The organism is Bacillus sp. AFS031507, from assembly GCF_002584635.1.
Taxonomy (GTDB): domain Bacteria; phylum Bacillota; class Bacilli; order Bacillales; family Cytobacillaceae; genus Neobacillus.
Genome location: NZ_NUOW01000013.1, coordinates 72872 through 96968 on the forward strand (window position 1 = coordinate 72872; position 24097 = coordinate 96968).

Genomic DNA, 24097 nt, shown 5'->3' on the forward strand with positions numbered 1-24097 from the left:
TGCTTTGCAATCGACCCTCCATGTGATTAATTTAATTAATCATCCTTTAACAGATCCTAAAGCAATCCCTTTTACCAAATATTTTTGGAAGAATGGATAAGCAATCAGTATCGGCAGGACACCGATAACAGCAATCGCCATCCGTACACCAGTGGTTGGAACTTGCGAAGCAGCCTGGCTTGCGTTTGTGCCTAGATTGCTGCTTGCTAAAAACTGAATGTCTGACAGCATCCTGTTTAAGATGTTTTGGATACTAAATAATGACGGTTCAGTGATATAGATCAGTCCATTAAACCAATCATTCCAATATATGATCGTTTGAAGCAATCCAATCGTGGCCAGAATTGGCAATGAGAGCGGCAGAATGATAGAGAAGAAGGTTCTAAATTCACCTGCACCATCCATGCGTGCTGATTCAATAACTGGCTCTGGAATAGAAGTCATAAAGAATGTCCTCATCAACAATACGTTAAACCCGTTCATGAGTAACCCTGGAACTATTAGTGCCCAAATGGTGTTTTTAATATCAAATACTTGGGTATAAACAAGATAGGTCGGAACAAGTCCGCCATTGAACAATAGAGTAAAGAAAACCAGAAAAGCAAAAACGTTTTTATAAGGTAAATCGCGTCGAGAGAGCGCATATGCCAAGAACGAAGTCATCGCCAAGCTTACAAAGGTGCCAAATACCGTAACAATGATGGTGATTCCATAAGCCCTTAATATACTAGATGAATTATTTAGCAGGTAATTATATGCATCAAAGCTAATCTCCTTAGGAATAAAGGAATATCCCTCTTTCATGATGGCTGCTTCACTGTTCAGAGAAGAAGATAAAAGAATGATAAACGGAATGATGCTTCCTGCCGCAAGTATGATTAAAAAGATATGAGATACCCATTGTGTAATTCGATCAGATTTATACATCTTCTTCGACCTCCAGCTTAAAATAATGCATTATCTTTACTTTTTTTACGTACGAGATAATTTGATAATAATACAAGAACAAATCCGACGATCGATTGATATAAACCTGCTGCAGCTGACATCCCGATATCCCCAAGCTGCATTAATCCACGGTAAACATAGGTATCAATAACATTCGTTGTGTCATAAATAGCACCTGAATTCATTGGCACTTGATAGAACAAGCCGAAATCGGAGTAAAAAATGCGTCCTATCCCCAATAAAGTCATCATGATAATCACAGGCATAATTGAGGGAAGGGTAATGTGAATAATTTGCTTCCATTTGTTTGCCCCATCTAAAGTGGCTGCTTCATAGTATTCTTGGTCGATCCCGATAATCGCAGCTAAGTAAATGACGCACAAGAAACCGACACCTTTCCACATATTGATGAAGGTTAAAATATATGGCCAAAATTTTGCTTCGTTATACCACGAAATACCATCAAGCCCAAGTAACGGTAAAATTGTTTTATTCAGATAACCAACATCTTCGCTAAGGAAGGCAAAACCTAAATAACTGACAATAACCATTGAGATTAAGAATGGCAATAGGATGACACTTTGGTAAAAGCTTTTCGCCAGCTTATTTTTAATTTCATTTAACATGATCGCTACACCGATGGCCAATATCGTATTTAAGATAATAAATCCTCCATTGTAGAGAATGGTATTCCGGGTAATAACAAAGGCATCTCTTGTACTAAACAAATATTCAAAGTTTTTAAATCCAATCCAATCACTGCCGAATATTCCTTTAGCGTAGTTAATATCTTTAAAAGCAATCAAAAGGCCAAACATTGGTAAATAATTATTGATCAATAAGTAAATTAAGCCAGGCAGCATCATAATAAATAATGGCAGATACCTTTTAAATTTCATCATTCTAACACTCGTTTTTTTCCCAGTTGCAGCATGGACGTCCGTACTTAACGGCTTTACTGTAACTTCTGACATCCCCATTCCCCCTTGTTCTAATGAAATGTTTCCGCTTACAAAAACTATCCTTCCTGCTTATATATTTATTCTATTAGACTAGTAAATTTGTTACTATCCATAATACGACTTCTTATTTTTGTTTATCCGACTTTTCAGAATATATTTAAGTTAGTTTTTCAGCCATTTTAAATCTATGGATTTATAAAAAAAGAGAACTAGATCTACACTAGCTCTCTTCTCTTCGTTCTTATTTCTTTTCTTTCCACTTATCAAACTGTTTTTGTTTTTCTGCAATAATTTTATCAATGCCGGATGCATTAAGTTTCTTATTAAATTCCTTTAAACTTTTCTCTGGGTCTAAAGTACCAGATTCAATACCTAACTTATACTGATTTAATACGTTCGTCGATGCCGCAATTTCTGTTTTCACAGGATCTGGATTAAATGTAAAACCAAATGCCGGAGAAAATATCGCTGAATCATTATGTTTTTCCATAACTTCCCAATAATTCGCTGGATTTCCTTCCCAAGGGTATGTCAGGAAGTTATTACCGATTTGCCATTGGCCAAATACATATTTGGATTCTTTTACTCCTTCTGGCAATGTAATGACACCATCAGATTTAACTGCATAATGTTTCCCTTCAATACCGTTATCCAGTAAATTCATTATCTCTTTATCAGTGTAAAGTAAATTGATAAATTCCATTGCTTTTTCAGGATTCTGACTGTTTCTGGCAATGGACAAATTAAAGCCTGTTGCAGCATCGGTATACGAATATACATCCGTCAATTTTACAGATACCATTTCATGTCCAGTAATACCTTTTTCTTGTACTTCAAAGCCTGGTTTCATATGAGAGAAATAGCCAAATCCTTTATTAGCCTTCACAATGTTCGCTGCAACTTCTTGTGACGTTGCTGAATCCTTCATGATATAACCGGCTTTGAACCACTTTCTGGCTAACTGGACCGCATCAACATATTCAGGTTCTTCAAACATATTGTCGATTTTCTTGTCTTTAAAGGATACTACTCCTAGGTTGTCCCCAAGAATGTCAAATTTTCCACCTGCAATGACGGAAGCAACCGATACAGTTCCTGCGTTTACAATCGGAGTTAAAGTTGGTTCTTTTTCTTTGACAATTTTAAAAACACTTTCCAAATCAGCAAATGTTTTTATTTGAGAAAGATCAATTTTATATTTATCTACTATATCTTTTCTCATAATAAATCCATAATAAGAGCCCCAGTCTCTAATACTAGGAATTCCATATATTTTACCGTTTACCTTGTTACCCTCTAAAAGATTTTTTGGAACAACTTCCAAAATACCTTTTCCATTTGATTTAAGCAGATCATCTAATGCAACAAGTTGTCCTTTTGTGGCTTGTGTGTTGTAACCAAAAAAAGCTGACGAAACAACCAAATCAAGCTTTTCGTTTCCAGTCAGCATTAAGTTTGTTTGCTGTTGATAGTTCGCTGCATTAATCGGGACTAATTTCACAGTAGCATTAATCTTCTTTTTAGTAATTTTATTAATTTCTTCCTGAACTAAAGGAAGATCTTCTATATTCGTAAAGTTCATATACGCCATGTTAAGCTCATTTGGCTGCCCCTTCGTGTTCGTATCGTCCTTTGAACTTGAACTACTTTCCTTTGAACTACAGCCAGCCAATACTAAAACTGCTGACATTACAATCAGTATAAACCTTGAAAATGTCTTAAAAAATTTCATCCATTCTTTCCCCCTTATAATCTAGTTGATTCTATGATAACTCTTGTTGAAAGCGTTACCACTCATCTAGTTTTAGTATAGAGGTTGGCTTAAAAAACACTTACTAAAAATACGACCTTTTATTTTTGTTATTCCGACTTTTCTGAAAAAAACGACTTTTTTCGATATTCCATCGGATTTAATTGGGTTGATTTCTTGAATATAGTAGAAAAATAGGAAAAATTTGAATAACCTGCAGATAATGCCACTTCACTTACAGGCAGATTGGTTTCTATTAACAGTTTTTTGGCGTATTCAATCCGCTTCTGCTGCAAATAGTCCGATATGGATAAACCTGTTTGTTTTTTAAATATTCTTGTTAAATAATCAGGATTTAAATAGACATAATTGGCAATTTCATCACGAGTTAACCGCTGTTCTCCTAGATGATGATTAATATAATTTTTTACTATGTCCACCACTGATCCTTTTTCTTGAGGCTGATGGAGCTGGTTCATGGCAACATCGGCAATATATATGACCCATTCTTGGAGCGAGTTCAATGATTTCAATACTCTTTTTGGTTTTTCAGTCAGCAAATTTTGTGAATAAACCTGATTGGCTTGAATTCCTTTTACCTGAAGAACATAAAAGATTAATTGCAAAAAATCTTGATAAAACAAATGAAGGGATTGAGCGGTTATATTTCCATCCGATTTTTTCCAATCAGTAAAATACTGATTGACCGCATCTAAAAACTTTTCTTTTGGACCATTTTTCATTAGACTCGTCCATTCCGCGGAAGGAAGCAGCGGGGAAGTGCATAAACATTTTTTCTTATTGTTACATTTAATCGTCTGGTTACTTACAGTTACATTATTGCGATCAAATTCCTGCAAAGTATGGACCATCCCTACTAATTCTTCAATCGGAACCTGATTTCCAATGTAGCCACAAAGCTCACAAGAAAAAAACTGAGCGAATTGTGAAATAAAGTGATTACAATTTTCATTAAACTCCTTCAGGTTGATTGGCTCTACTAATGCAATAATCACTAAGACATAGCCAATTTCTACATTTAGCACATAACCATCCATATTATTCTTTTCGATTACTTCACCCAGTGCTTTATGAAGAGCATATTCGCTCACCTTTTCTTCATGGACAGATAGTTCCTCTTTCCATTGCTGAACATGAAATAAAATGGGTAGAAAAGTAGTTAATTCTGAATAGGATAAATGATAATTCTTCATTTGTTTTTCAATTTGATCTTTGGTTGTTGGGATAACTTGATTAATAAGATCTAACCAGAAACGTTCTTGCATGACTGAATGGTGGGACTTTTTCAATTGAAGGTAAGATTCCTCTACCATTCTTGTTTCTTGATCCTTTTTGATTTTCTCCAATGCGCTATGAATAACTTCTTCAAGTTCTTGGTAATCGACGGGTTTTAATAAATAATTAAAGCTTTTCAATTGCAGAGCTTGCTTTGCATAAGAGAAGTCTGAATGACAGGTTAAAAAAATCGCTTCAGTCATTGGGAAGTGTTCGCGCACCCACTTTAGCAAATCAATTCCAGAGCCTCTAGGCATTTCAATATCACATAATAACAAATCAACTTTGTTATTTAAAAACACTTCTTGAGCTTGTCTTAAGTTATTGGCTGTATAAACAGAAGAGATATCATGCTTTTCCCAATTGACACCAGCCTGGACACCCCTAATGGAATGAATTTCATCATCAACTATTAGAACCTGAAATTGATTCATAAACGCTAACCACCCTCTTGACTTAAATTATATTGTTCGGAATTCGTATCAGAACAGTCGCCCCTTTGCCTGGTTCATTCGAAAATTGGATATTTGATTTTTCTCCATATAACAAACTTAGTCGTTGTTTAACGTTCCATATTCCAATGCGCTCGCCTTCAGCATTTGTTAAAGATTCGTCTTCTTTCAAACTGCGTAAAACATCCTCAGGAAATCCATCACCTGTATCCTGAATTTTTATACTTATAAACCCAGGGACCTCATCCTTTTCTACCACTATTAGAATATCAAGAGGGTCATCTAGATTAAACGCATGTTTAATTGAATTTTCCACCATCGTTTGAATGACAAGCGGAGGAATCTTACATTCTAAAAGCTCTGGTGGTGATTCAACAGAAAACTTAAATGTATCGGGAAATCTGAGCTGTTGAATTTTCAAATAATTTTCCGTATGCTTTAGTTCATCTTCTAAGCTAACAAAATATGAATTACTCCGAAACATAAAACGAAAGTAGTTAGCCAGACATTTTGCCATCTCTTGGATGACTGCAAAATCCTTAACCGTAGCTAGGTTATAGATAATATTTAATGAATTAAGGAAAAAGTGCGGGTTGATTTGCAGCTGTAAATGTTTTAATTCCGCTCTTTGAAGATTTAGCTTTTCCTCATATACATTTATTTTAAGATCCTTTATCTCAGAAATCATATGATTGAAAGTACCATTCATCACCTCAAACTCAGTAGAATTTCGATGGATGGGAAGGCGAATATCCAAATCACCTTGTCGTAGTTTTTTCATAGCGGCGACAATTCGATTAATTGGTTGAAGAAATACCTTTCTCATGATAAAGATAAAATATAGTAAGAACAACACAGCTAAAAAAGTAATAACCGACGATATTCTTTGTAAAAATGGTAGTTTCTCTAGGATTTCTCTTTCAGGTATCAATGCTGCAAGATAGAAATCACTTTGTGATGATTTTTTTTTCATTAAAACAAAACGATTATCTTTCCCAGTAATAATATACTTTTCCTTCTTAATCGATAAATCTATTTTTTCCTTTTCAATAAATTTCTTATTTGTAATCGGTTTTAGGTCGGAAGTTGCCAACAAGGCTCTTCCTGTTTCTCCAAAATCAATATATTTAAACGGAGTAATAAGCTTGTCCATATTCACCCAGGCGCCTACATATACTCCATCTACTTTATAATATTGAAGCAAGTAATAATTTTTTGCACCCTTCCAAATATTCCATTTCCCTTCTCTAAGCTGCTCCGAGTTTTTCTCAAACAACTGGTAAATTTCGTCTCTTGCTTCATAGCGTTCAAAATAATTGTCAGCGGATTTTTGTGTAAATAGGAAATCCTTATAGGCATCCGAATAAATAAAAATGGAATCGATGGCAGTGTAGAAATAAGACTGATTGGTAATAGAATTAAATAAACGTATTTTTGCTTCTTCATAATCATTGGGATCTATCGTTTCATTATATTGAAGAAAATATAAATCTGTATTGTTTTGTGTAATTTGAAAGATATAGTTTCCAACACCCTCCAAACTTCGGTCAATTTGGTCCATATAAATATTCAGCATATTTTTGTTTGACTGGGCCACCTGGCTCCTAATAACTTCGACCGCATAGTAGTTATTTACAATGTGAACGACAATTAATGGTCCAATAATTAAAAACACACTCAAAAAGAGTTTAAACAGTAACGAATTGAAAACTAGTTTCATTTTTCCCATAGTGATCCTCCAGTTGTAAACTCTCTAAAATGTAATTCCAATTATACAATATAAATTAAAAAATATTCTGAAAAGTCCATTTTTAAAAAAGGCTTACTAAGGGAATCCTTCTAAAATAAGTGATAGTCAATAATAAAAGGCCGAGAGCTACTTTTTACTCACGGCTATTAGTTACGATTTAATTAATAGAAAGCGTTTTCATATTTACAATCTAATTATATTAATTTCTAACTTGATGTATGGTAATATTCATCGAAAAATAGTAATATTCTATTATATAAATAAAAAAAGGAAAAAGAATTTCATAAAAGAATCATACTCTTATTATTATAGGAATTTAATGAAAAACAAAAAGCCTTGAGCTAATTTTCACCCAAGACTTATTTTATAGAAGTTTTTTTAGGCTCAAAGTGCTCCATAAATAACAGATCGTAGTCTTGGCTGCTGAGAGTCCTCAAAGTTTGGCAGCATTTGCTGCATATAAACAGCAGAAAGATTTTCTTTTGGACAAATCGTTACCCATGTTCCTGACATGCCGTTCCAGCCGAATTCACCAACAGGGCTGTTGCTGCCTGACAATGGAGGATTCATCATTACCTGCACTCCAAGACCATAGCCATACCCGGCCAGGCGATCCCAATTATAATCAACTGAATTCTCCGAGTTTAGATGATTCATTGACATTAGTTCGATTGTTTTTCTTCCTATAATTCGATTTCCATTCATTTCCCCGCCACTGGCTAACATATGAGCAAATTGACTATAATCATTTAGCGTAGAGAATAGACCTCCGCCACCACTTTCAAAGCGAGTCTTTACTTTTGGAAACATATCCGAGCTTTTTATCAGGCTGCCTTCCTCATTCCGTATGTAAAAGCTGGAAAGGAAATCTTTTTTCTCATCAGGCAGATTAAAGAAGGTGTTATTCATTGATAAAGGTTGGAAGATTTCATCTTTTAAGAATTGGCCGAGAGTCTTTCCGGATACCACTTCTATTAATGCTCCCAAAACATCATGACTATAACCATACTTCCATCCGGTTCCGGGTTCAAACGCAAGCGGAATCGTACTTAGTGCTTTAGAAAGTGTTCGAATATATGTTTCTTGGGTAAAATCATCCTGACTATTTAATCGTTCCTCTACTCTTCTTACCTCGCTTTCCTGTTCTGTTGTTCCCCAGCTATAACTTAAACCGGATGTCATCGTGAACAGATCTTTGACCCTGATAGAGTTTGATGCAGGCGTTATAATCTGTTCTCCTTCTTTAGCAGTCCGGTAGACATGTGGATTTTTGAATTCAGGTAAATATTCCTCGAGCGGGTCATTTAACAAAAACAGCCCTCGTTCATATAAGATCATGGCAGCTGTACATGTAACGATCTTTGTCATCGAGTGGATCCGGAAAATCGTATCGGTAGTAACAGGTTTTTGAGTTTCTAAGTCAGCATAGCCAATGTACTCTTCAAATACCTTTTCTCCTTGTTGCATAACAGAACAGGCGCAGCCAACAGGCCCCCTTTCCACAAATCTTTTTAATAATGGGCTTAAGTTTTGAAACGACTTCATCCGGCTTTCATCTCCTCTTCATTTTTCGAGTTTCATTCTTAACTTTTTTCTTTCTTTTTTAGATTACTTTTTTCTATTTGGTTTTTTGATATTTTTTTGTTCTATCATCTTGAATCCTACCAGCCCAGTTAAGACCAAATGCGAAGTCATACACATGACCTTCAGAGTCTGCATGACACTCCATGTCATGGGCCACATCTTCCAATTGATCTTCGACGGTTTTCATGTTAGCAGGCATTTGCATTGGTAGAAGACCCGAAGGCTCAGCTCCGTCTGTTAAAATATCAAAAATAGCTTGATCCTGAACCCCAAAATTCGCAATAATAGCATCGACATTCTTTTCAAATTCATCCACCACTGTCGGGTTCGATAGGAGAAGCGAAACAATTACCGGTTTTCCTTTCATTACTTCAACTGTTTCTACCACCATATCCAAATCCTTGGTATTACTTGGAGTCACCGTTTTTCCTTTGTACGATCGGTTTAAAACATCACCCTCACGAGCGTCACCAGCAAGACTTTTTTCTCGAGCATAAATCGCCGTATAGGGTTTGTATTGAAGGCTGATTGGTACGTATCCATTTCCACCTTCCTTTACATCATCATGACTATAACCAGTTCCGGACTTGGGAGTGCTAATAAAGACCAATCCAAAATCTGCATCTTCAGGGTTATCCGTTACATTAAAATATTTCCTAGCAACATCGATATTAACTGGATATTCGAATTTTTCAGGTGTTGGATTACCAAACCAATCTTTGCCTGCAGGTGTATATTTTTTAGGGATATAGACGACTTTTTCTTTATTTAGTGGCAGGATGCTATTCCTATTTTTCAACATAACAATAGACTTAAGCTGCGCTTCATATCCTTCCTGCATATACTCTGGTTTCCCAACCTCATGAACACTTTCCTCAATTTTTATATAAGGATTTTCAAAGATTCCTAGACGGAAGATATTTTTTAATAAACGTACTGCTGATTCTTCAAAGCGCTTTCGCATCAATGCCTCACCATATTCAGCAATCCCCATTTGGTACGCTTCCAGGATCGGACCCGCCTCATTATTCCCTCCGAATTGATCGACCCCAGCCAAAATTAATTTATAATGCCGCTCGGCAACGGTCAGATTTTCAACACCCCATGGCTTCCCGCCGACAAACGTATCAATATTCTCTGGTTCATCGGCAGTAATGATCCAATCCGTGCAAACAACACCATCATAACCATATCTTTTTCGAAGCAATTCATTTATTAAGTAAGAATTGTAAGAGTTACCAACATTTTCTCCACTTACCGGATCTTGTTCCACTGAAATAGTGTAATAAGGCATAACCGCAGAAGCCATCTTTGTTTTTCCAGGTAAGTTAAAGGCACCTTCAGTAAATGGAATTAAATGTTCTTCAAAGTTGCCGCCTGGATAAACGGCAAACTTACCATATCCATAGTGTGCATCCCTTCCACTCTCGCCAGAGCCGCCTCCCGGCCAATGTTTTACCATTGCATTAACACTGTTATAACCCCAGCCTTCAGCAATTTCTTTATCACCTCCTGAATTCTGAAAACCTTCCACATAGGCTTGAGCCATGTCAGCGGAAAGCTGTGAATCTTCACCAAAGGTTCCATTAAAACGGAACCAACGCGGATCTGTTGCAATATCAATTTGCGGCGATAATGCAGTTGTAATGCCTAAAGCCCGGTACTCCTTTGAGGCTATTTCTCCAAATCTTTCTGCCACTTCTGGAATAAATGTTGCCGCAAGACCAAGTGGCTCAGGCCACATAGAAATGTTGCCGCCCGCTCCTGCATTAAATTCGGTACTAGAATCTGAACCATGGCGTGGATCTGAGCTGTTGTTTGCTGGGATACCAAGCCCTGTCCCTTCTGCAAAAGCCTGAATATTGTTATTCCATTGCACAGCAGTCTCAGGGCTTTCGACCGTAGTTACGAGGATATGCCTTAAATTATCTTTAGAAAGAAACTCGATTTGTTCATCGGTTAAGTCCCATGGATTCGCACCGCTTTCTTCGTAGGACTTACCCCCGTACGTACCAGCAAACCAACCCTTACTCCCTGCAGGAACGGCTTGATGCCTACTATATAACATGAGTCCCGCGATTTGCTCAATTGTCATTTTAGATGCAAGGTCCTTTGCTCTCTCCTCAGGAGTTAATCTCCAATCTTCATATTTATCTATTTTTCCATCTTTGTTTAAATCCTTAAAAAAATGGCCATCTTTTTGGATGATCGTAACTCCAGAAGTTTCGGAATATCCTAACGTTGGTCCACCTTTATTTTCCACATATTTGATATGATCTTCAGTATCGATTTTTGTTTTAACATTTTTCATTTATAATCCTCCAATGAAAACAGTGTAGTAGTGACCATCTTCATTTCCAAAGTTGCTCACAATATTCAATTTGCTCTTTTCTGAATTCTCACCATGTTTTGTTTGTTTAAAAATAATACGGAACAATAGACAAGGAGAAAAAATACCATTACGAAGGCTGAAAACAAATAAATAGAACCATAATTTGTTTTTGCTGCAATCAAACCAAGAACGGCAGACCCTCCTCCAATTCCTAAGTCAAATGAATTAAAAAACATGGCGGTTACTTTCGTATACCGTTCAGGCTTCGTATTATTCAGTGCCCAGGCCTGGAGGGAAGGGAATAATGATCCTGTACCCATCCCATATAGGATTGCAGCAATGATTAAATCACTTAAAGTAGTAGTTTGATATATTAATACAAAACCAATTATGACTGAGATCGAACTTGGAACTAACACCCAAGCATGTCCTTTACGGTCAAATACTTTTCCTGAAATGAAACGGATTAAGAATCCACTAACCGTATTTACGAAATAAAACCATTCTACACCTTCTATCTCTAACTCTTTTGCATAAAGTGCCATAAAACTAATGACTCCGCCCATGCATATGCCAAATAAAAGCATCAAGTAGCTAGGAAAAATAGCAGAAGGTTCAATCAATGATTTTAGGAATGATGTTTCTTTTTGATTGGAATTGATCACACTTTCGGGGAAAGAAATGAAACTAATACAAAACAGGAAGATTAGTAAACTAGCTCCTGCGGTACCGAATAATATGATTGGATTATAGGAATTAAACAGCCATATCCCAACAAATGGCGATAATGCTAAAGCAATCGTTGTACCATTCCCAAGCATACCCATCCCTTCGCCCCTTCTTTGTTTTGGAATAATCTCCGCTGCTAAAGTGGAAAGAATCGTGACAGCAAGACCAAAACCGAAACCATGCAGAATACGAATGGAAAGTGCAAGGATGAAGTTTGTCCCAAAATAATAACCTAGAGAGGAGATTAAACAAATAAGGATGGAGACTACTAATGTTTTCTTTTTTCCAAATTTATTGGTAAAGAATTCAGTAAAAGGACGAATGATAATGGCTGAAAAAGTAAAACTCCCGATAATTAATCCTATTTGGGATATATCGAGTCCCCCATGTTTTGCCAAAAAGAGTGGGAGAGTTGGCAGCAATATATCAAATGCGAAAAAAGCAAATGCATTAGCAAACATGATAATAAAAAAGGTTTTGTTCCATAACGATGGTGTATTCGACACGAATTTTTTACTCCTTTAATTAGAGGATCACCTTTTTGCTCAGAAACAGGTAGGAAAAAGGAGGATCTAAAATCCCCCATTTTCTTATTCTTGTTTGCCCGTTTATTAAAAGTCTATTGTTTTTCCTGTCTTAGCTGAGGTATATATCGCCTCTAAAATTTGTGTGACAACTAATGCTTGTTCCGGTTTAACAAGTGGTTCTGTATCATTAATAATGCATTCCAGCCACTGTCTCGCCTCTTTTACTCCAGGCTCCTCTGCCCCTGCATCAAAATAAGCAATTCCTCCGCCTGTGGCAGGTTTCGTTTCAACCAACTTTCCGTATTTTGTGCCATTGAAAACTAACTCACTTGTAGGTGAATTTGGTAATGCTTTCATTTCAGCACCACCTTCTGTGCCACATAAGGTTGCCATTGCTTCTCGAACATCCGTTGTATTTAATGCCCAAGAACATTCTAAAATGATCGTGGCCCCATTTTCCATTTTAATAAATCCAAACGCTGAATCTTCTACCCTATATGTTTCTGGGTCCCATGGTCCGAACAAATTTCCTTCATGTTTATCTGCAAGCTTATGGAAAACGGAACCTGTTACAGATTGCGGTTTGTAATTGTCCATACACCAAAGCGTCAAATCCAATGCATGTGTACCGATGTCGATTAATGGTCCGCCACCTTGTTGTTCTACATCAAGAAACACCCCCCATGTAGGAACCGCTCTTCTTCTAATGGCATGTGCCTTAGCAAAATAAATATCGCCGAATTCACCTTCTCTTGAAGCTTTGTACAATACTTCCGAGTCATCACGAAAACGGTTTTGGTAACCTATTGTAAGCTTCTTTCCTGTTCGATTGGCTGCAACAATCATTTCTTCGGCTTCTTTAGAATTGATGGCCATTGGCTTTTCGCACATGACATGCTTTCCTGCTTCTAGTGCATCAACAGTGATAAAGGAGTGTTGCAGATTAGGAGTAAGTACATGAACAACATCAATCGAGTCATCCTGTAATAACTCCTTATAATTGGTATAAACTTTTGCCTCTTCTGTGCCAAATTGCTGTGCTGCTTTAACGGCTCTATCCTCTACCACGTCGCAAAATGCAGTCATTTCTCCTAAATGACCAAGCTTTGCCAATGAAGGCATGTGCTTTTGATTGGCAATTCCGCCACAGCCGATGATTCCAATATTTAACTTTTTAGACATTAGGAACACTCCTCTTAATTAATTTTTGATAAGTCCTTTTACAGATTTCTCCATTACGGTTAAATCCCCCGAAATGCTTGTAAATTTATCTCCTAGCTGTCCTTCGTTTTCCACAATTGCATAACGGATGTATCCCAATTCATTAAGTTTTTGATAGGTTTCTTGAAAATTAACGATACCAGTTCCGAGATTGACAAAATCATTTGGCTTCACATACTCTGTATATATTTTCATCAGGTCATTGCTTTCTTCTTGGCTCGATGCGGTAAATAAACTAACTGGATTTACATGTTTGCCTAAGTCCTTCTGATGGATCATGTCGCAGCGATTCCCCAATTTCTCAAGCAATGCAAGAGGATCATATCCGCCTCTCATAACCCAAACGAGGTCCAGCTCAAATTTCACGTTCGCTGGATCGGTATTTTCAACTAGAAGTTCAAATAAGGATGTTTCTCCTATTCTCTTAAACTCATGCGCATGGTTATGATAGTAAAAGTTCATCCCCGCTTCTTTGCACTTTTTTCCTATTTGATTTAGATGTTCGGCTGTTTGAAGGGTATCCTCACGGCCTGATATAAAAGCCATCGGGAAAACAATAGACTGACATCCAAGTGTTGCATTTTCTTGAATAATCTTATCCCAATCAGCATCTAGTAACGCTTTACCAGGGGCAACACCTTCATGTGCTGCAAACGCTTTTAATCCTAGCTCGTCAAACTTCTGTTTGATGACTGGTAGGGAAAAGGTATCCGAAAAGCGCTCGCCTGTAGAAAAATTAGCAGAAATCAACTCTATATTTTTGTACCCTATTTGAGCTACCTTTTCTAACGTACCGAAATAATCCTCGTTTAACTCTCTAAATACTGAAAATAAATTTAATCCAATTTCCATTGTCATTTTTACTTCCCCTTTTTTTATAGATTCGTCGTTTAAAACATTCATTGGCTGATAAATTTTATTACTTATTAATCTACTGATGCCCCTATTAATGCTGTTAGTAAATCAGTTTTTGAATCTTCACCTCGTACATAGTTAAAATAATCAAAATGGGCAGGTGCAGTAGAAATCTTGCCATTTCCAGTCGCATACATTCCAAAAAATAAGCCCGTAAAACCCCCAGCAACTTCAGTCGCAAGTAAAGAACTTTCCACTTTACCCAAAGTGATTTTTTCTCCACTCGAGGATGTAAAAGAAAAGGTAAAACTAAAGTCATCTGCTTGAATTCCAAAGACAACGGTCGGCTCGTCATACTCTACTTCTGCTTCTACCTTCCACAGGCTGCCAATTCGGCGGCGGAATAATATAATAGACTTTCCTTCCTTAAGTGCTCTAGCAATTTCATAATGATAATTCTCGTTCATAAATACGGTAAGGCCTGCTTCCTCTCCATCTTCATTTGGGATAAATTCCATAAGGGCCGCAATCTCACAGTTAATATGCTGCTGCCTGCGCCCAACAAATGTGGGAGATCCTGAATCATTCAATGTGGAAGATTGACCATGTAGTGTTAACCAACCAGATCGTTCCGTTACTGACCAAGAGCCTGCAATCGGATTACGATAAAAATTCCAAACTGGCGAAAGGAAAGCGTTATCAAAATTTTCTTTTTCCTGCCATGGATGGGATTGATCTAATGGAAGTAATCTGGCTTCATTCACCAATTCTGCTCGTCCTGCTGCTCCAATAATGGGCCACCCTTCCTCTGTCCAATGGACTGAAGCAAGATTGGTTTCACGCCCAAGATGATGACGTTTTGGATAGCCCACAGGTCTGATCCCTAGAAACACAGACCACCAAGTACCGTCCTCTGCTTGGACCAAATCTGCATGACCGGTGGCTTGAATTGGTTCATCAGTACTCCGATTCGACAGGATTGGATTATTGGGATTGCTCTCAAAAGGCCCGTAAGGACTTCTGCTTCTTGCAATCGTTACCATATGGCCATATTCTGTACCGCCCTCCGAAATCATTAAATAATACCATCCATTGATTTTATATAGATGCGGCCCTTCCGGAGAGCTGCCCCCTGTTCCTTTCCAAATTAACTGACGCTCTGTTAACAGCTGTCCAGAATCAATATCAAGCTCAGCCTGATAGATTCCTACAGGTTCACTGGAACCAAAAGAGCTTGTTCCGCTCAAATAAACTTTCCCATCTTCATCGAAATATAAGGACGGATCAATTCCACCCCAGCCCTCAACGACTATTGGCTCGGACCAAGGACCTTCTGGCTGTTCGGCATGAACATAAAAATTCTTATTTGTTGAGATATTGGTTGTAATCACATAAAAGAGTCCATTATGATAACGGATTGTTGGAGCAAATATTCCTTGTGAAGGTCCCATTCTATGAATGCGGGCGAGCGGAAGCTGACTTTCACGCGTCAATACATGGCCAATCTGTTTCCAGTTAACTAAATCCGTACTATGAAAAATCGGAATGCCTGGAAAAAATTCAAACGAACTGGTAACCAAATAATAATCTTTGCCAACCCTGCAAACACTTGGATCAGGGTGAAATCCGCTAATAACTGGATTTGAATATTTCATTTCATTGTCACATCCTCTTTTCATTACGAATCTTATTTTGTAATGATTTATTTGCAGGAGAAATTTTAGATAGTTTGTTCTATATTAAAGATAAAACAAATGAAAACCCTTTCCTACTGTAAATCCGACTAATTTCTTTCAAAATTCCGACTTTTTAAAAAAATAAAAATAACTCACAGAGACAAATCAAACAAGCCATACACGTTTTAATGTTTGGCTTGTTCTAGCCCTGTTTCAGCTTACATTTCATGCTCTTTCACGTAGGAAGTGATTCTAAGTAACCGTTCGATATGTTTATGACTGGAGAGTTTATTTTCCTTTTCTGTCTCTTCTTTAAATTTTTGAAATAAGTGTATAAAAAAAACAGACCGGACTTGGCCTGCTAGTTGATAATTACTAACTTTATCTTTTTTTCTTCCAACTCGATTCTAGTTTCTTCCTTTATATTTGAATCGGTAATAATGCAATCGATGTTAGAAACTGGTGAAATATGCGAAAAAGCACGTGTCCCAAATTTGCTGGAATCAACCATTAGAATGGTTTCATCGGCTATTTCCATCATCTGCTTTTTTAATAACGCTTGCAATTCATTAAAATCACTTAGCCCTTTATCAAGATGTACCCCTTTGCAGGAAAGGAAGGCTTTGTTAACGTGATACATCGCAAGGGAGCGCTCAGCAAGTGGCCCAACATATGAAAGGGATTGTGACAATAACGTTCCTCCAGTGGAAATCACTTTTATTTGTTCCTTTTTACTAAGCTCGATGGCTACCTTTATTGAATTTGTAAGGACGGTTAAAGGCATATCTGGCAGTTCCTTTGCGACATACCATGCGGTAGTACTTGCATCCAGAACAATTTGGTCACCAGACTCAATAGATTGAACGGCTGCTCTTGCTATCGCTTTCTTTTCAGCAGCATTCGTAATCTCTCTTTCCAAATAGGAGGTCTCCGATTGATCTTTCTCAATACTAACCGCACCGCCATGGGAGCGCATTAATAAATTCTCTTTTTCAAGCTTTTCAAGATCACGACGAATCGTTTCTTCTGTCACAGAGAAAATCTTGCTAAGCTCAGTCACCCGAATACTTAATCGTTCATTAACCAATTCGACGATCTTTTTTTGTCTTTCTGCAACAAGCACTTATTTTGCCCCTTCCTGCCGCGATATTTTTATTTATGTTGTTTTGTATTTGTTTTTTATTAATTCTCACTATTACTATAACATATATTTTTGAAAAACAAACATATAAAAGTTGAAATGATAGATTCAATAAGGAGAAATTTTTGTTTTTGCAAAAAACAAGCCAATTGTTAAGAAGATTGGCTTGTTAGATTTATTATGAATTTACTAAAACTGTTTCTAATTCAAGCTTATTTAACTCATCAATAATGTCTTTTACTTTATCAACAGTCAGATTTACCTCTTGTAATTCTACCAATTCTTTCAAACTTCTTGCTTTCGTTGCAAAAATACCAGGTGGTTTTGTGATACCAGGCGCCGCTTTCTCTAAAATAGCAACTTAAACCTCCTATTTGAGTCTTCCCCTAGTAAATCCACTTATCTTTTAAATAAAACCTCTTGCTCATACGCTTTTACTTCTTCTAACCAAGATTCTTTTACTGGAACGCCCATTTTTTTACAGTAGTAATCCCAAACTGCACCAAATGGATAGGTCTTGAATTCTTCCATTAACGCTAATCTTTCTGTGAAGTTGCCTTCTTCTTGAAGCTGTTTTATATGCTCGTTTGGAACTAACATGGCATTAAGTAAAGCCTTAATCATATTGCGTGTGCCGATTGTCCAAGCAGCAACACGGTTAATGCTTGCATCAAAGAAGTCAAGTCCGATGATGACCCGGTCTAACGCATCATTACGTACAATTTCTAAGGCAATTTCCTTTAATTCATCATCAAGGATAACTACATGGTCACTGTCCCAACGTACAGGTCTTGAAACATGCAGGGCAAGCTTTTCGCTAAATAATAACATCGATGAAATTTTATTTGATACTGTTTCTGTTGGATGGTAGTGACCTGTATCTAATAGGCACAATTTATTATTTTTCATGGCATAGTTTAGATAAAATTCATGGGAACCGACTACGTAAGATTCTGAGCCAATCCCAAAAACCTTACTCTCTACTGCATCAAGATTAAATCTTTCATCTACTTCAACTGCAAAAATCTTATCTAATGATTCTTTTAGTCTTTTTCTTGGAGTCAGGCGGTCACTAGGAATATCCTTATAGCCATCCGGAATCCAAATGTTTGTTAATGCTGGAGTATCAAGCTCTTTTCCGAAGTACTCACCGATTTTCCGACTGCCAATACAGTGATTGATCCAGAATTCACGGATTTCTTCGTTTGGATGGGAAAGTGTCAAACCGTCATCTGCTTTGGGATGTGAGAATAGCGTTGGGTTGTAATCCAAGCCTAATCCATTTTCCTTTGCCCATTTTACCCAATTTTCAAAATGCTTTGGTTCTAGCTGGTCTCTTTCTACCACTTCTCCATTAGTTTCCGCATAAATGGCATGTAAATTGACGCGATGTTTACCTGGAATCAAGGAAAGTGCTTTTTCTAAGTCTGCTCTTAATTCTTCAGGTGTCGTTGCCTTACCTGGATAATTTCCAGTAACAGAAATTCCACCAGATAATTCTTTAGGGTTCACTTCAAATCCACCGATATCATCACCTTGCCAGCAGTGAACCGAAATCGAAATATTTTTTAAGGTTTCGATTACTTCATCAACATTAATTCCCCATTTTTCATAAGCCTTTTTAGCAAGTTCAAAGTTTTCTTGAATAGACATGTATTTTCTTCCTCTCCATGGTTAGTTTGTAATCGATGCAGTTGGCAAATATTTCTTTACCTCAAATGATTTTTTAACAATCGTGCGTGCTTCTTTAATATCTTGAATTTCATCGAGGGCCATTAACTGAGCCACGATATTACCGATCGCAGTCGCTTCAACTGGTCCTGCATATACTTCTTTCTTCGTTACATCAGCGATCAGCTGATTGAGCATTTCATTTTGACAGCCGCCGCCGATGACATTGATTTTTTCAAATCTCTTTTCAAAAATTTCTTCGATTTCGTGAACGGCATCCTGATAGCTGACTGCTAAACTATCATATACGCATTTTGCGACTTCTCCAGGTGTGCTAGGAATCGGCTGACCTGTTACCACACAATAATTCATGATTTCCTGGATCATGTTATCAGGTTTTAAGAAACGGTCATCATTCACATTAACAACGGCCTTAAAGTCCTTAGCCTCCCTAGCAAGATCAACAAGCTCCGCAAAAGAAAATTCATTATTGTAGTTACGTCGTACCTCTTGAATCATCCAAAGACCCATAATATTTTTTAAGAAACGGTATTGATAATCGATTCCGCCCTCATTCGTAAAATTGTAGTCCAGTGCTTTGGTTACACAGATTGGAAAGTAGTTTTCAACGCCAATCAATGACCATGTTCCAGAACTGATATAAATCGTTTCATTCTCTTCAGGGACGGCAATTACCGCTGAACCTGTATCATGTGTGGCTGGAAGTATCACTTGAAGGTCAAAGCCAAACTCTGAAACTAGTTCTTCCTTTAATGTTCCAAGGACGGTCTTAGGTGTTTTAATTTCATGGAACATTTCTTTATTAATTCCCAATATATCTAATAAATCATGATCCCATTTTTTCGTAAAAGCATTGACCAGTTGCGTAGATGTAGCGTTTGTATATTCGTTTGCTTTTTTTCCTGTCAGTAAATAATTGAAGTAATCTGGAATCATTAAGAATGATTTTGCTTTATCTAGGATTTCTGGAGAACTTTGTTTAATCGAATACAATTGATAGATTGTATTAAACTTTTGGAACTGGATGCCTGTTTCTAGATAAAGGCGTTCCTTTATGATTTTTTCAAAAACTTGCTCCATCATTCCGTCTGTTCTTGGGTCACGATAAGATACTGCTTCAGTTAATGGTTGATTCTTTTCATCCAATAACACAAAATCGACGGCCCACGTATCAATTCCGATACTGTCGGGTTTTATGCCAAGCTCATTGCACTTTTTTAAGCCATTTTTGATTTCTTGAAAAAGCTTATCGGCTTCCCAGCAATAGGCGCCACCTTTTTTGACAATTTGGTTTTCAAAACGATGAATTTCATCTAGTCTTAATAACCCATTTTCTAAATATCCTAGTAAAAGCCGGCCGCTTGATGCACCAATATCAACAGCAATACTGTATTTTGTCATTAACATCACCTCTCGGTTGGAAACGCTTACTAATAACTCTATCTTACTAGAAAAATACGATTTTCCTATAACGTAATTCGACCAATTTGTTGTCCTTATTTGCCAACCTTAATTCTTAAATACCAAAAAACACCACAGAATTTTTCTGTGGTGTTTTCATCTCATCGTCCCTTTCCATTTCTCAGGATGTATTGATAGTTTTTGTGAAAGATCGACCTTTTAGACCAATCAGTGGGAAGACTCTTTACATTACCGCTTTATTTGACCCAGTAGAAACCACGGTTTTTACCGATGGCATATTTGCAATAAATACGCCTAGTAATACCAAAATACCGCCAATGATTTGATTCAGCAAGATATGATTCCCTAAAATAAAATGAGAGGCTATGATGGCGACAAACGGCTGGATATTCATGAACATTGAAGCTGTACCTGCACCAACTTTAGCTACGCCTTTATTCCACCAAAACCCAGCAATACCTTGAGCCATGATCCCAGCAAAAATTAACAAAATCCACATAAAAAGAGAATGGCTGATGACAGAGCCGCTCACAAAGTTTTCGACTCCGGCAGCAGGAATCATTAGTACACTTCCTAGTACGGTTGAGTATATCGTAATAATAAATGTGTTCATAGTTTTTGATAAACCTCGGATAAATAATATACTAATCGAGAGGCAAAGCATGGCGATTAGTATGTTAAAATCTCCCCATGAGATTCCCAAACCGCCATTTGCAACACCAATAATTGAAAAAACACCAATTAAACTAATAATGGCTCCTGCCGATTTTTTAATGGTAAACTGGACTTTAAAGATGATTCGTTCCAATAGAATTGTCGCTATCGGTGCCAACGAAATTATTAATGAGGCGTTAGCTGGGGTTGTATGATGGAGACCCGTAAAGTAGAAGGTTTGATTTAACAGGGTTCCAAAGATTCCAACACCAATGAGGTATTTCCACTCTGAAATGGTGGGACGCTTCATTCCTTTATGAATCATGGCAACGATTATCAAAAAAAGTGAGGTAAAGCAAATTCGAACGGTTGATAAAAAAACAGGTGAAAATCCTTGCAGTAAATAGGAACTGACCGGATAATTGCACCCCCATAAAACAGAAACCAAAAAGAGACTAATAAAAGCTTTTATCATACTACTCGACATTTACCATAGACAACCCTTCTCAAAATGTTTTTGTTGGTGACTTTTATTAGTATAGCATGGTATTTCGCTTATCGAAAGAATTATCAAAAGGAATTTTCATTCCTCTTTCCTAACACTTCGTTTTATAGAGATTGATGGCGTAAAGGATCACGATTGTGAACTTGTTATTGCTTGGAAAAAAAAATATAAATCCATCTATTCAACTCTTTATAGATGTTATGACAAAAAGTTGACCCCTCTTATGGAGTCAACTTTTTATGTTAATTAATCTTAAATTGCTTTCTATCTAACTCATAAACTATTAAATCAATAAAGTCTTGTTGTAAATTTAACTCAATGGCTTTATTTAATGTTTCCAGCAATTGTGCAATGCTTAGTTTCTTCATTATATTTTCATTCCAATTAGTTTTCACATAACTATCTTACCTCGTAAACGCAGCTGGCACTCCGCCATCCACCGTTAACATACATCCAGTTGTTCTATCTGATTTTGATGAGGCAAAGAATGCGATTGATTCAGCGATATCTGAAGGATAGATATTAACTAAAAGAGTTGTACGTTTGCGATAGTGATCTTCTAATTGATCAGGATCAATTCCATATGCTGCAGCACGTTCTTCACGCCATCTTGATCCCCAAATAGCAGATCCTTGAAGAACGGCATCAGGAAGGACGGAATTGACACGAATGCCAAACTCGCCGCCTTCAGCAGCAATACATCTTGCCAAGTGTGTTTCAAGTGCTTTTACAGAACTGTAGGCAGCTGCATTTTTTCCAGCAAAAACAGAGTTCTTCGACCCGATAAACACCATGTTTCCACCAATGCCTTGCTGTTTCATTTGCTTGAATGCTTCGCGGGCAACTAAGAAATATCCTGTTCCTAACACATTCATATTTAAATTCCACTCTTGAAGCGTGGTTTCGTCGATTGGGCTTGATGTAGCAAGTCCCGCGTTGTTGACAATAATATCTACTCCACCAAATGTAAGTGCAGCTTGATCAAAAGCTGCTACAACTTGCTCTTCTTTGGTTACATCCATCTTCACAGCAAGGGCACGATTTGCTCCGTACTTTTCATTAATTTCAGCGGCAACCTTTTCTGCACCTTCAAGATTCAAGTCTGCTACAACTACATGTGCTCCTTCAGAAACAAAGCGACGGCAAGTTTCACTGCCAATTCCACCAGCTCCGCCAGTAACAAAAGCTACCTTTCTAGAAAACTCAGCTTCAGCTGGAGCAAGCGATAATTTATATAATTCTAATGGCCAATATTCTACGTTGTAGGATTCATTTTCACTTAATGAAACAAAGTTTCCCAGTGTAGTGGAACCTTTCATTACCGCAATTGCACGGTGGTATAATGCACCGCTGACTCTAGAGTTGCTAACATCCTTTCCAGAGTTCACCATACCAATTCCAGGGATTAAGATAACACGTGGAGCTGGTTCAAACATTTGATCGCCTTCGTGTTTGTTGCGGTCAAAGTATTCTTTGTACTGTGCTTTGAAATTGTCAATCCCTTCTTTTACACTAGCAATTAAGGCTTCTACGTCCTTCGTTTGTGGATCCCAATTGATATAAAGTGGAACCATTTTTGTGTGGACGAGATGGTCTGGACAGGCCGCACCTACTTGAGAAAGCTCTGGTGCTTGGTGACTGTTTACAAATTGAATAACATCTTCACCACGGTCAAACGTTAACAGCATTTTCTTTTCATCACTTACTGCTCCGCGGATCACTGGCATTACTTTTGCTAGGATGCTAGTTGCTTCTTCGTCGGTAAGAGATTCATATTTTTGACCGCCAAAAACAGTTTCTTCCTTAATTCTTTCATTTATATATAGTTCTGCTTCATTAATAATTTCAATGGTTTTGGCATAGGACTCTTCTGAAGTTTCTCCCCACGTAACAAGTCCATGTTTTTCCATTAAGACAAGCTCCGCATTTGGGTTATTTCTTACTCCTTCTGCGATCATTTTTGAAAGTGTAAAGCCTGGCCTTACATATGGAACCCAAACAAAACGATTTCCAAAAATCTCTTCAGCAAGCTGCTTCCCATTATCTGCACAGCATAGGCTAATAATCGCATCTGGATGTGTGTGGTCTACATGGTTATATGGTAAGAACGCATGTAATAATGTTTCGATCGATGCTCTTGGATGTTTACTGTCAATCATGCAATGTGAAAGATAGGACACCATATCCTCATCTGTCATTTCATCACGTTCAAATAGTGGACGGATATCTTCTAGGTTTAGGCCTGTAAAGTTATGAGCCTTCATTGTTGCCAAATCGGATCCGCTTCCCTTTACCCACATCACTTCTATATCACGACCGCGAAAATCCTTTTCAGTTGTCTTCATCGATGTATTGCCGCCACCCCAGTTACATACGGCACGATCTGATCCAATCAAGTTGGACCGATACACTAATTCTTCTACCCCTTTTAAAACTTGTGATGCCTTTTCAGTATCCCAAAGATTCTTTACCATTTGAATTCCCCCGTTTGTTTGTTTATATGTTTATTATGTTCTGTTTTTATTATAAAACATTTTTGTTTATTTTTGAATATACAAAATACAAATTTTTATTTTTATTTATTTCTGTTTGTACCTTTTT

At 37.2% G+C, this 24097-nt stretch carries 17 protein-coding genes; all 17 read right to left on the minus strand.

Annotation, left to right across the window (positions count from 1 at the left end; genetic code table 11):
• Positions 1–39: 39 nt before the first annotated feature.
• Entirely contained in the window at positions 40–927 is an 888-nt protein-coding gene (locus COE25_RS12975) for a carbohydrate ABC transporter permease (RefSeq protein WP_098932939.1), read from the minus strand.
• Positions 928–944: 17 nt separating this feature from the next.
• A complete protein-coding gene (locus COE25_RS12980) occupies positions 945–1850 on the minus strand; it encodes an ABC transporter permease (RefSeq protein ID WP_257208840.1) in 906 nt (301 codons plus the stop codon).
• 301 nt (positions 1851–2151) lie between these two features.
• On the minus strand, positions 2152–3642 hold the full coding sequence (locus COE25_RS12985; protein WP_098932940.1) for an ABC transporter substrate-binding protein: 1491 nt from the start codon (positions 3640–3642) through the stop codon (positions 2152–2154).
• A gap of 128 nt (positions 3643–3770) precedes the next feature.
• On the minus strand, positions 3771–5390 hold the full coding sequence (locus COE25_RS12990) for a response regulator transcription factor (RefSeq protein ID WP_098932941.1): 1620 nt from the start codon (positions 5388–5390) through the stop codon (positions 3771–3773).
• Between the two features lie 22 nt (positions 5391–5412).
• Positions 5413–7137, minus strand: coding sequence for a sensor histidine kinase (locus tag COE25_RS12995; RefSeq protein ID WP_098932942.1), 1725 nt, complete (start codon positions 7135–7137; stop codon positions 5413–5415).
• Positions 7138–7542: 405 nt separating this feature from the next.
• Positions 7543–8703 carry a serine hydrolase domain-containing protein gene (locus COE25_RS13000; protein ID WP_098932943.1) on the minus strand — a complete coding sequence of 387 codons (1161 nt, stop codon included), beginning with the start codon at positions 8701–8703 and terminating at the stop codon, positions 7543–7545.
• A 73-nt stretch (positions 8704–8776) separates the two neighbouring features.
• Positions 8777–11053: a glycoside hydrolase family 3 protein gene (locus COE25_RS13005; RefSeq protein ID WP_098932944.1), complete on the minus strand. Its 2277-nt coding sequence runs from the start codon at positions 11051–11053 to the stop codon at positions 8777–8779.
• Positions 11054–11118: 65 nt separating this feature from the next.
• Positions 11119–12309 carry an MFS transporter gene (locus COE25_RS13010; protein ID WP_088086472.1) on the minus strand — a complete coding sequence of 397 codons (1191 nt, stop codon included), beginning with the start codon at positions 12307–12309 and terminating at the stop codon, positions 11119–11121.
• Between the two features lie 105 nt (positions 12310–12414).
• Positions 12415–13512 (minus strand): Gfo/Idh/MocA family protein, encoded by a 1098-nt coding sequence (locus COE25_RS13015; protein WP_098932945.1) that lies wholly within the window; start codon positions 13510–13512, stop codon positions 12415–12417.
• Positions 13513–13530: 18 nt separating this feature from the next.
• Complete coding sequence (locus COE25_RS13020; RefSeq protein WP_180247500.1) at positions 13531–14409, minus strand: sugar phosphate isomerase/epimerase family protein; 879 nt, start codon at positions 14407–14409, stop codon at positions 13531–13533.
• A 68-nt stretch (positions 14410–14477) separates the two neighbouring features.
• On the minus strand, positions 14478–16061 hold the full coding sequence (locus COE25_RS13025; protein ID WP_098932947.1) for a glycoside hydrolase family 43 protein: 1584 nt from the start codon (positions 16059–16061) through the stop codon (positions 14478–14480).
• A 382-nt stretch (positions 16062–16443) separates the two neighbouring features.
• A complete protein-coding gene (locus COE25_RS13030) occupies positions 16444–17205 on the minus strand; it encodes a DeoR/GlpR family DNA-binding transcription regulator (protein WP_098932948.1) in 762 nt (253 codons plus the stop codon).
• A 417-nt stretch (positions 17206–17622) separates the two neighbouring features.
• Positions 17623–18876 carry an L-rhamnose isomerase gene (gene rhaA, locus COE25_RS13035; RefSeq protein WP_098932949.1) on the minus strand — a complete coding sequence of 418 codons (1254 nt, stop codon included), beginning with the start codon at positions 18874–18876 and terminating at the stop codon, positions 17623–17625.
• Positions 18877–18897: 21 nt separating this feature from the next.
• Positions 18898–20316, minus strand: a complete 1419-nt coding sequence (gene rhaB / locus COE25_RS13040; RefSeq protein WP_098932950.1) for a rhamnulokinase — start codon at positions 20314–20316, stop codon at positions 18898–18900.
• A gap of 244 nt (positions 20317–20560) precedes the next feature.
• The gene (locus COE25_RS13045) at positions 20561–21478 is read right to left on the minus strand and encodes a DMT family transporter (protein ID WP_088086465.1); all 918 of its coding nucleotides are present in this window, start codon (positions 21476–21478) and stop codon (positions 20561–20563) included.
• A gap of 260 nt (positions 21479–21738) precedes the next feature.
• The gene (gene sda / locus COE25_RS13050; RefSeq protein WP_088086464.1) at positions 21739–21891 is read right to left on the minus strand and encodes a sporulation histidine kinase inhibitor Sda; all 153 of its coding nucleotides are present in this window, start codon (positions 21889–21891) and stop codon (positions 21739–21741) included.
• A 9-nt stretch (positions 21892–21900) separates the two neighbouring features.
• A complete protein-coding gene (locus COE25_RS13055; RefSeq protein WP_098932951.1) occupies positions 21901–23970 on the minus strand; it encodes a bifunctional aldolase/short-chain dehydrogenase in 2070 nt (689 codons plus the stop codon).
• Between the last annotated feature and the right edge of the window lie 127 nt (positions 23971–24097).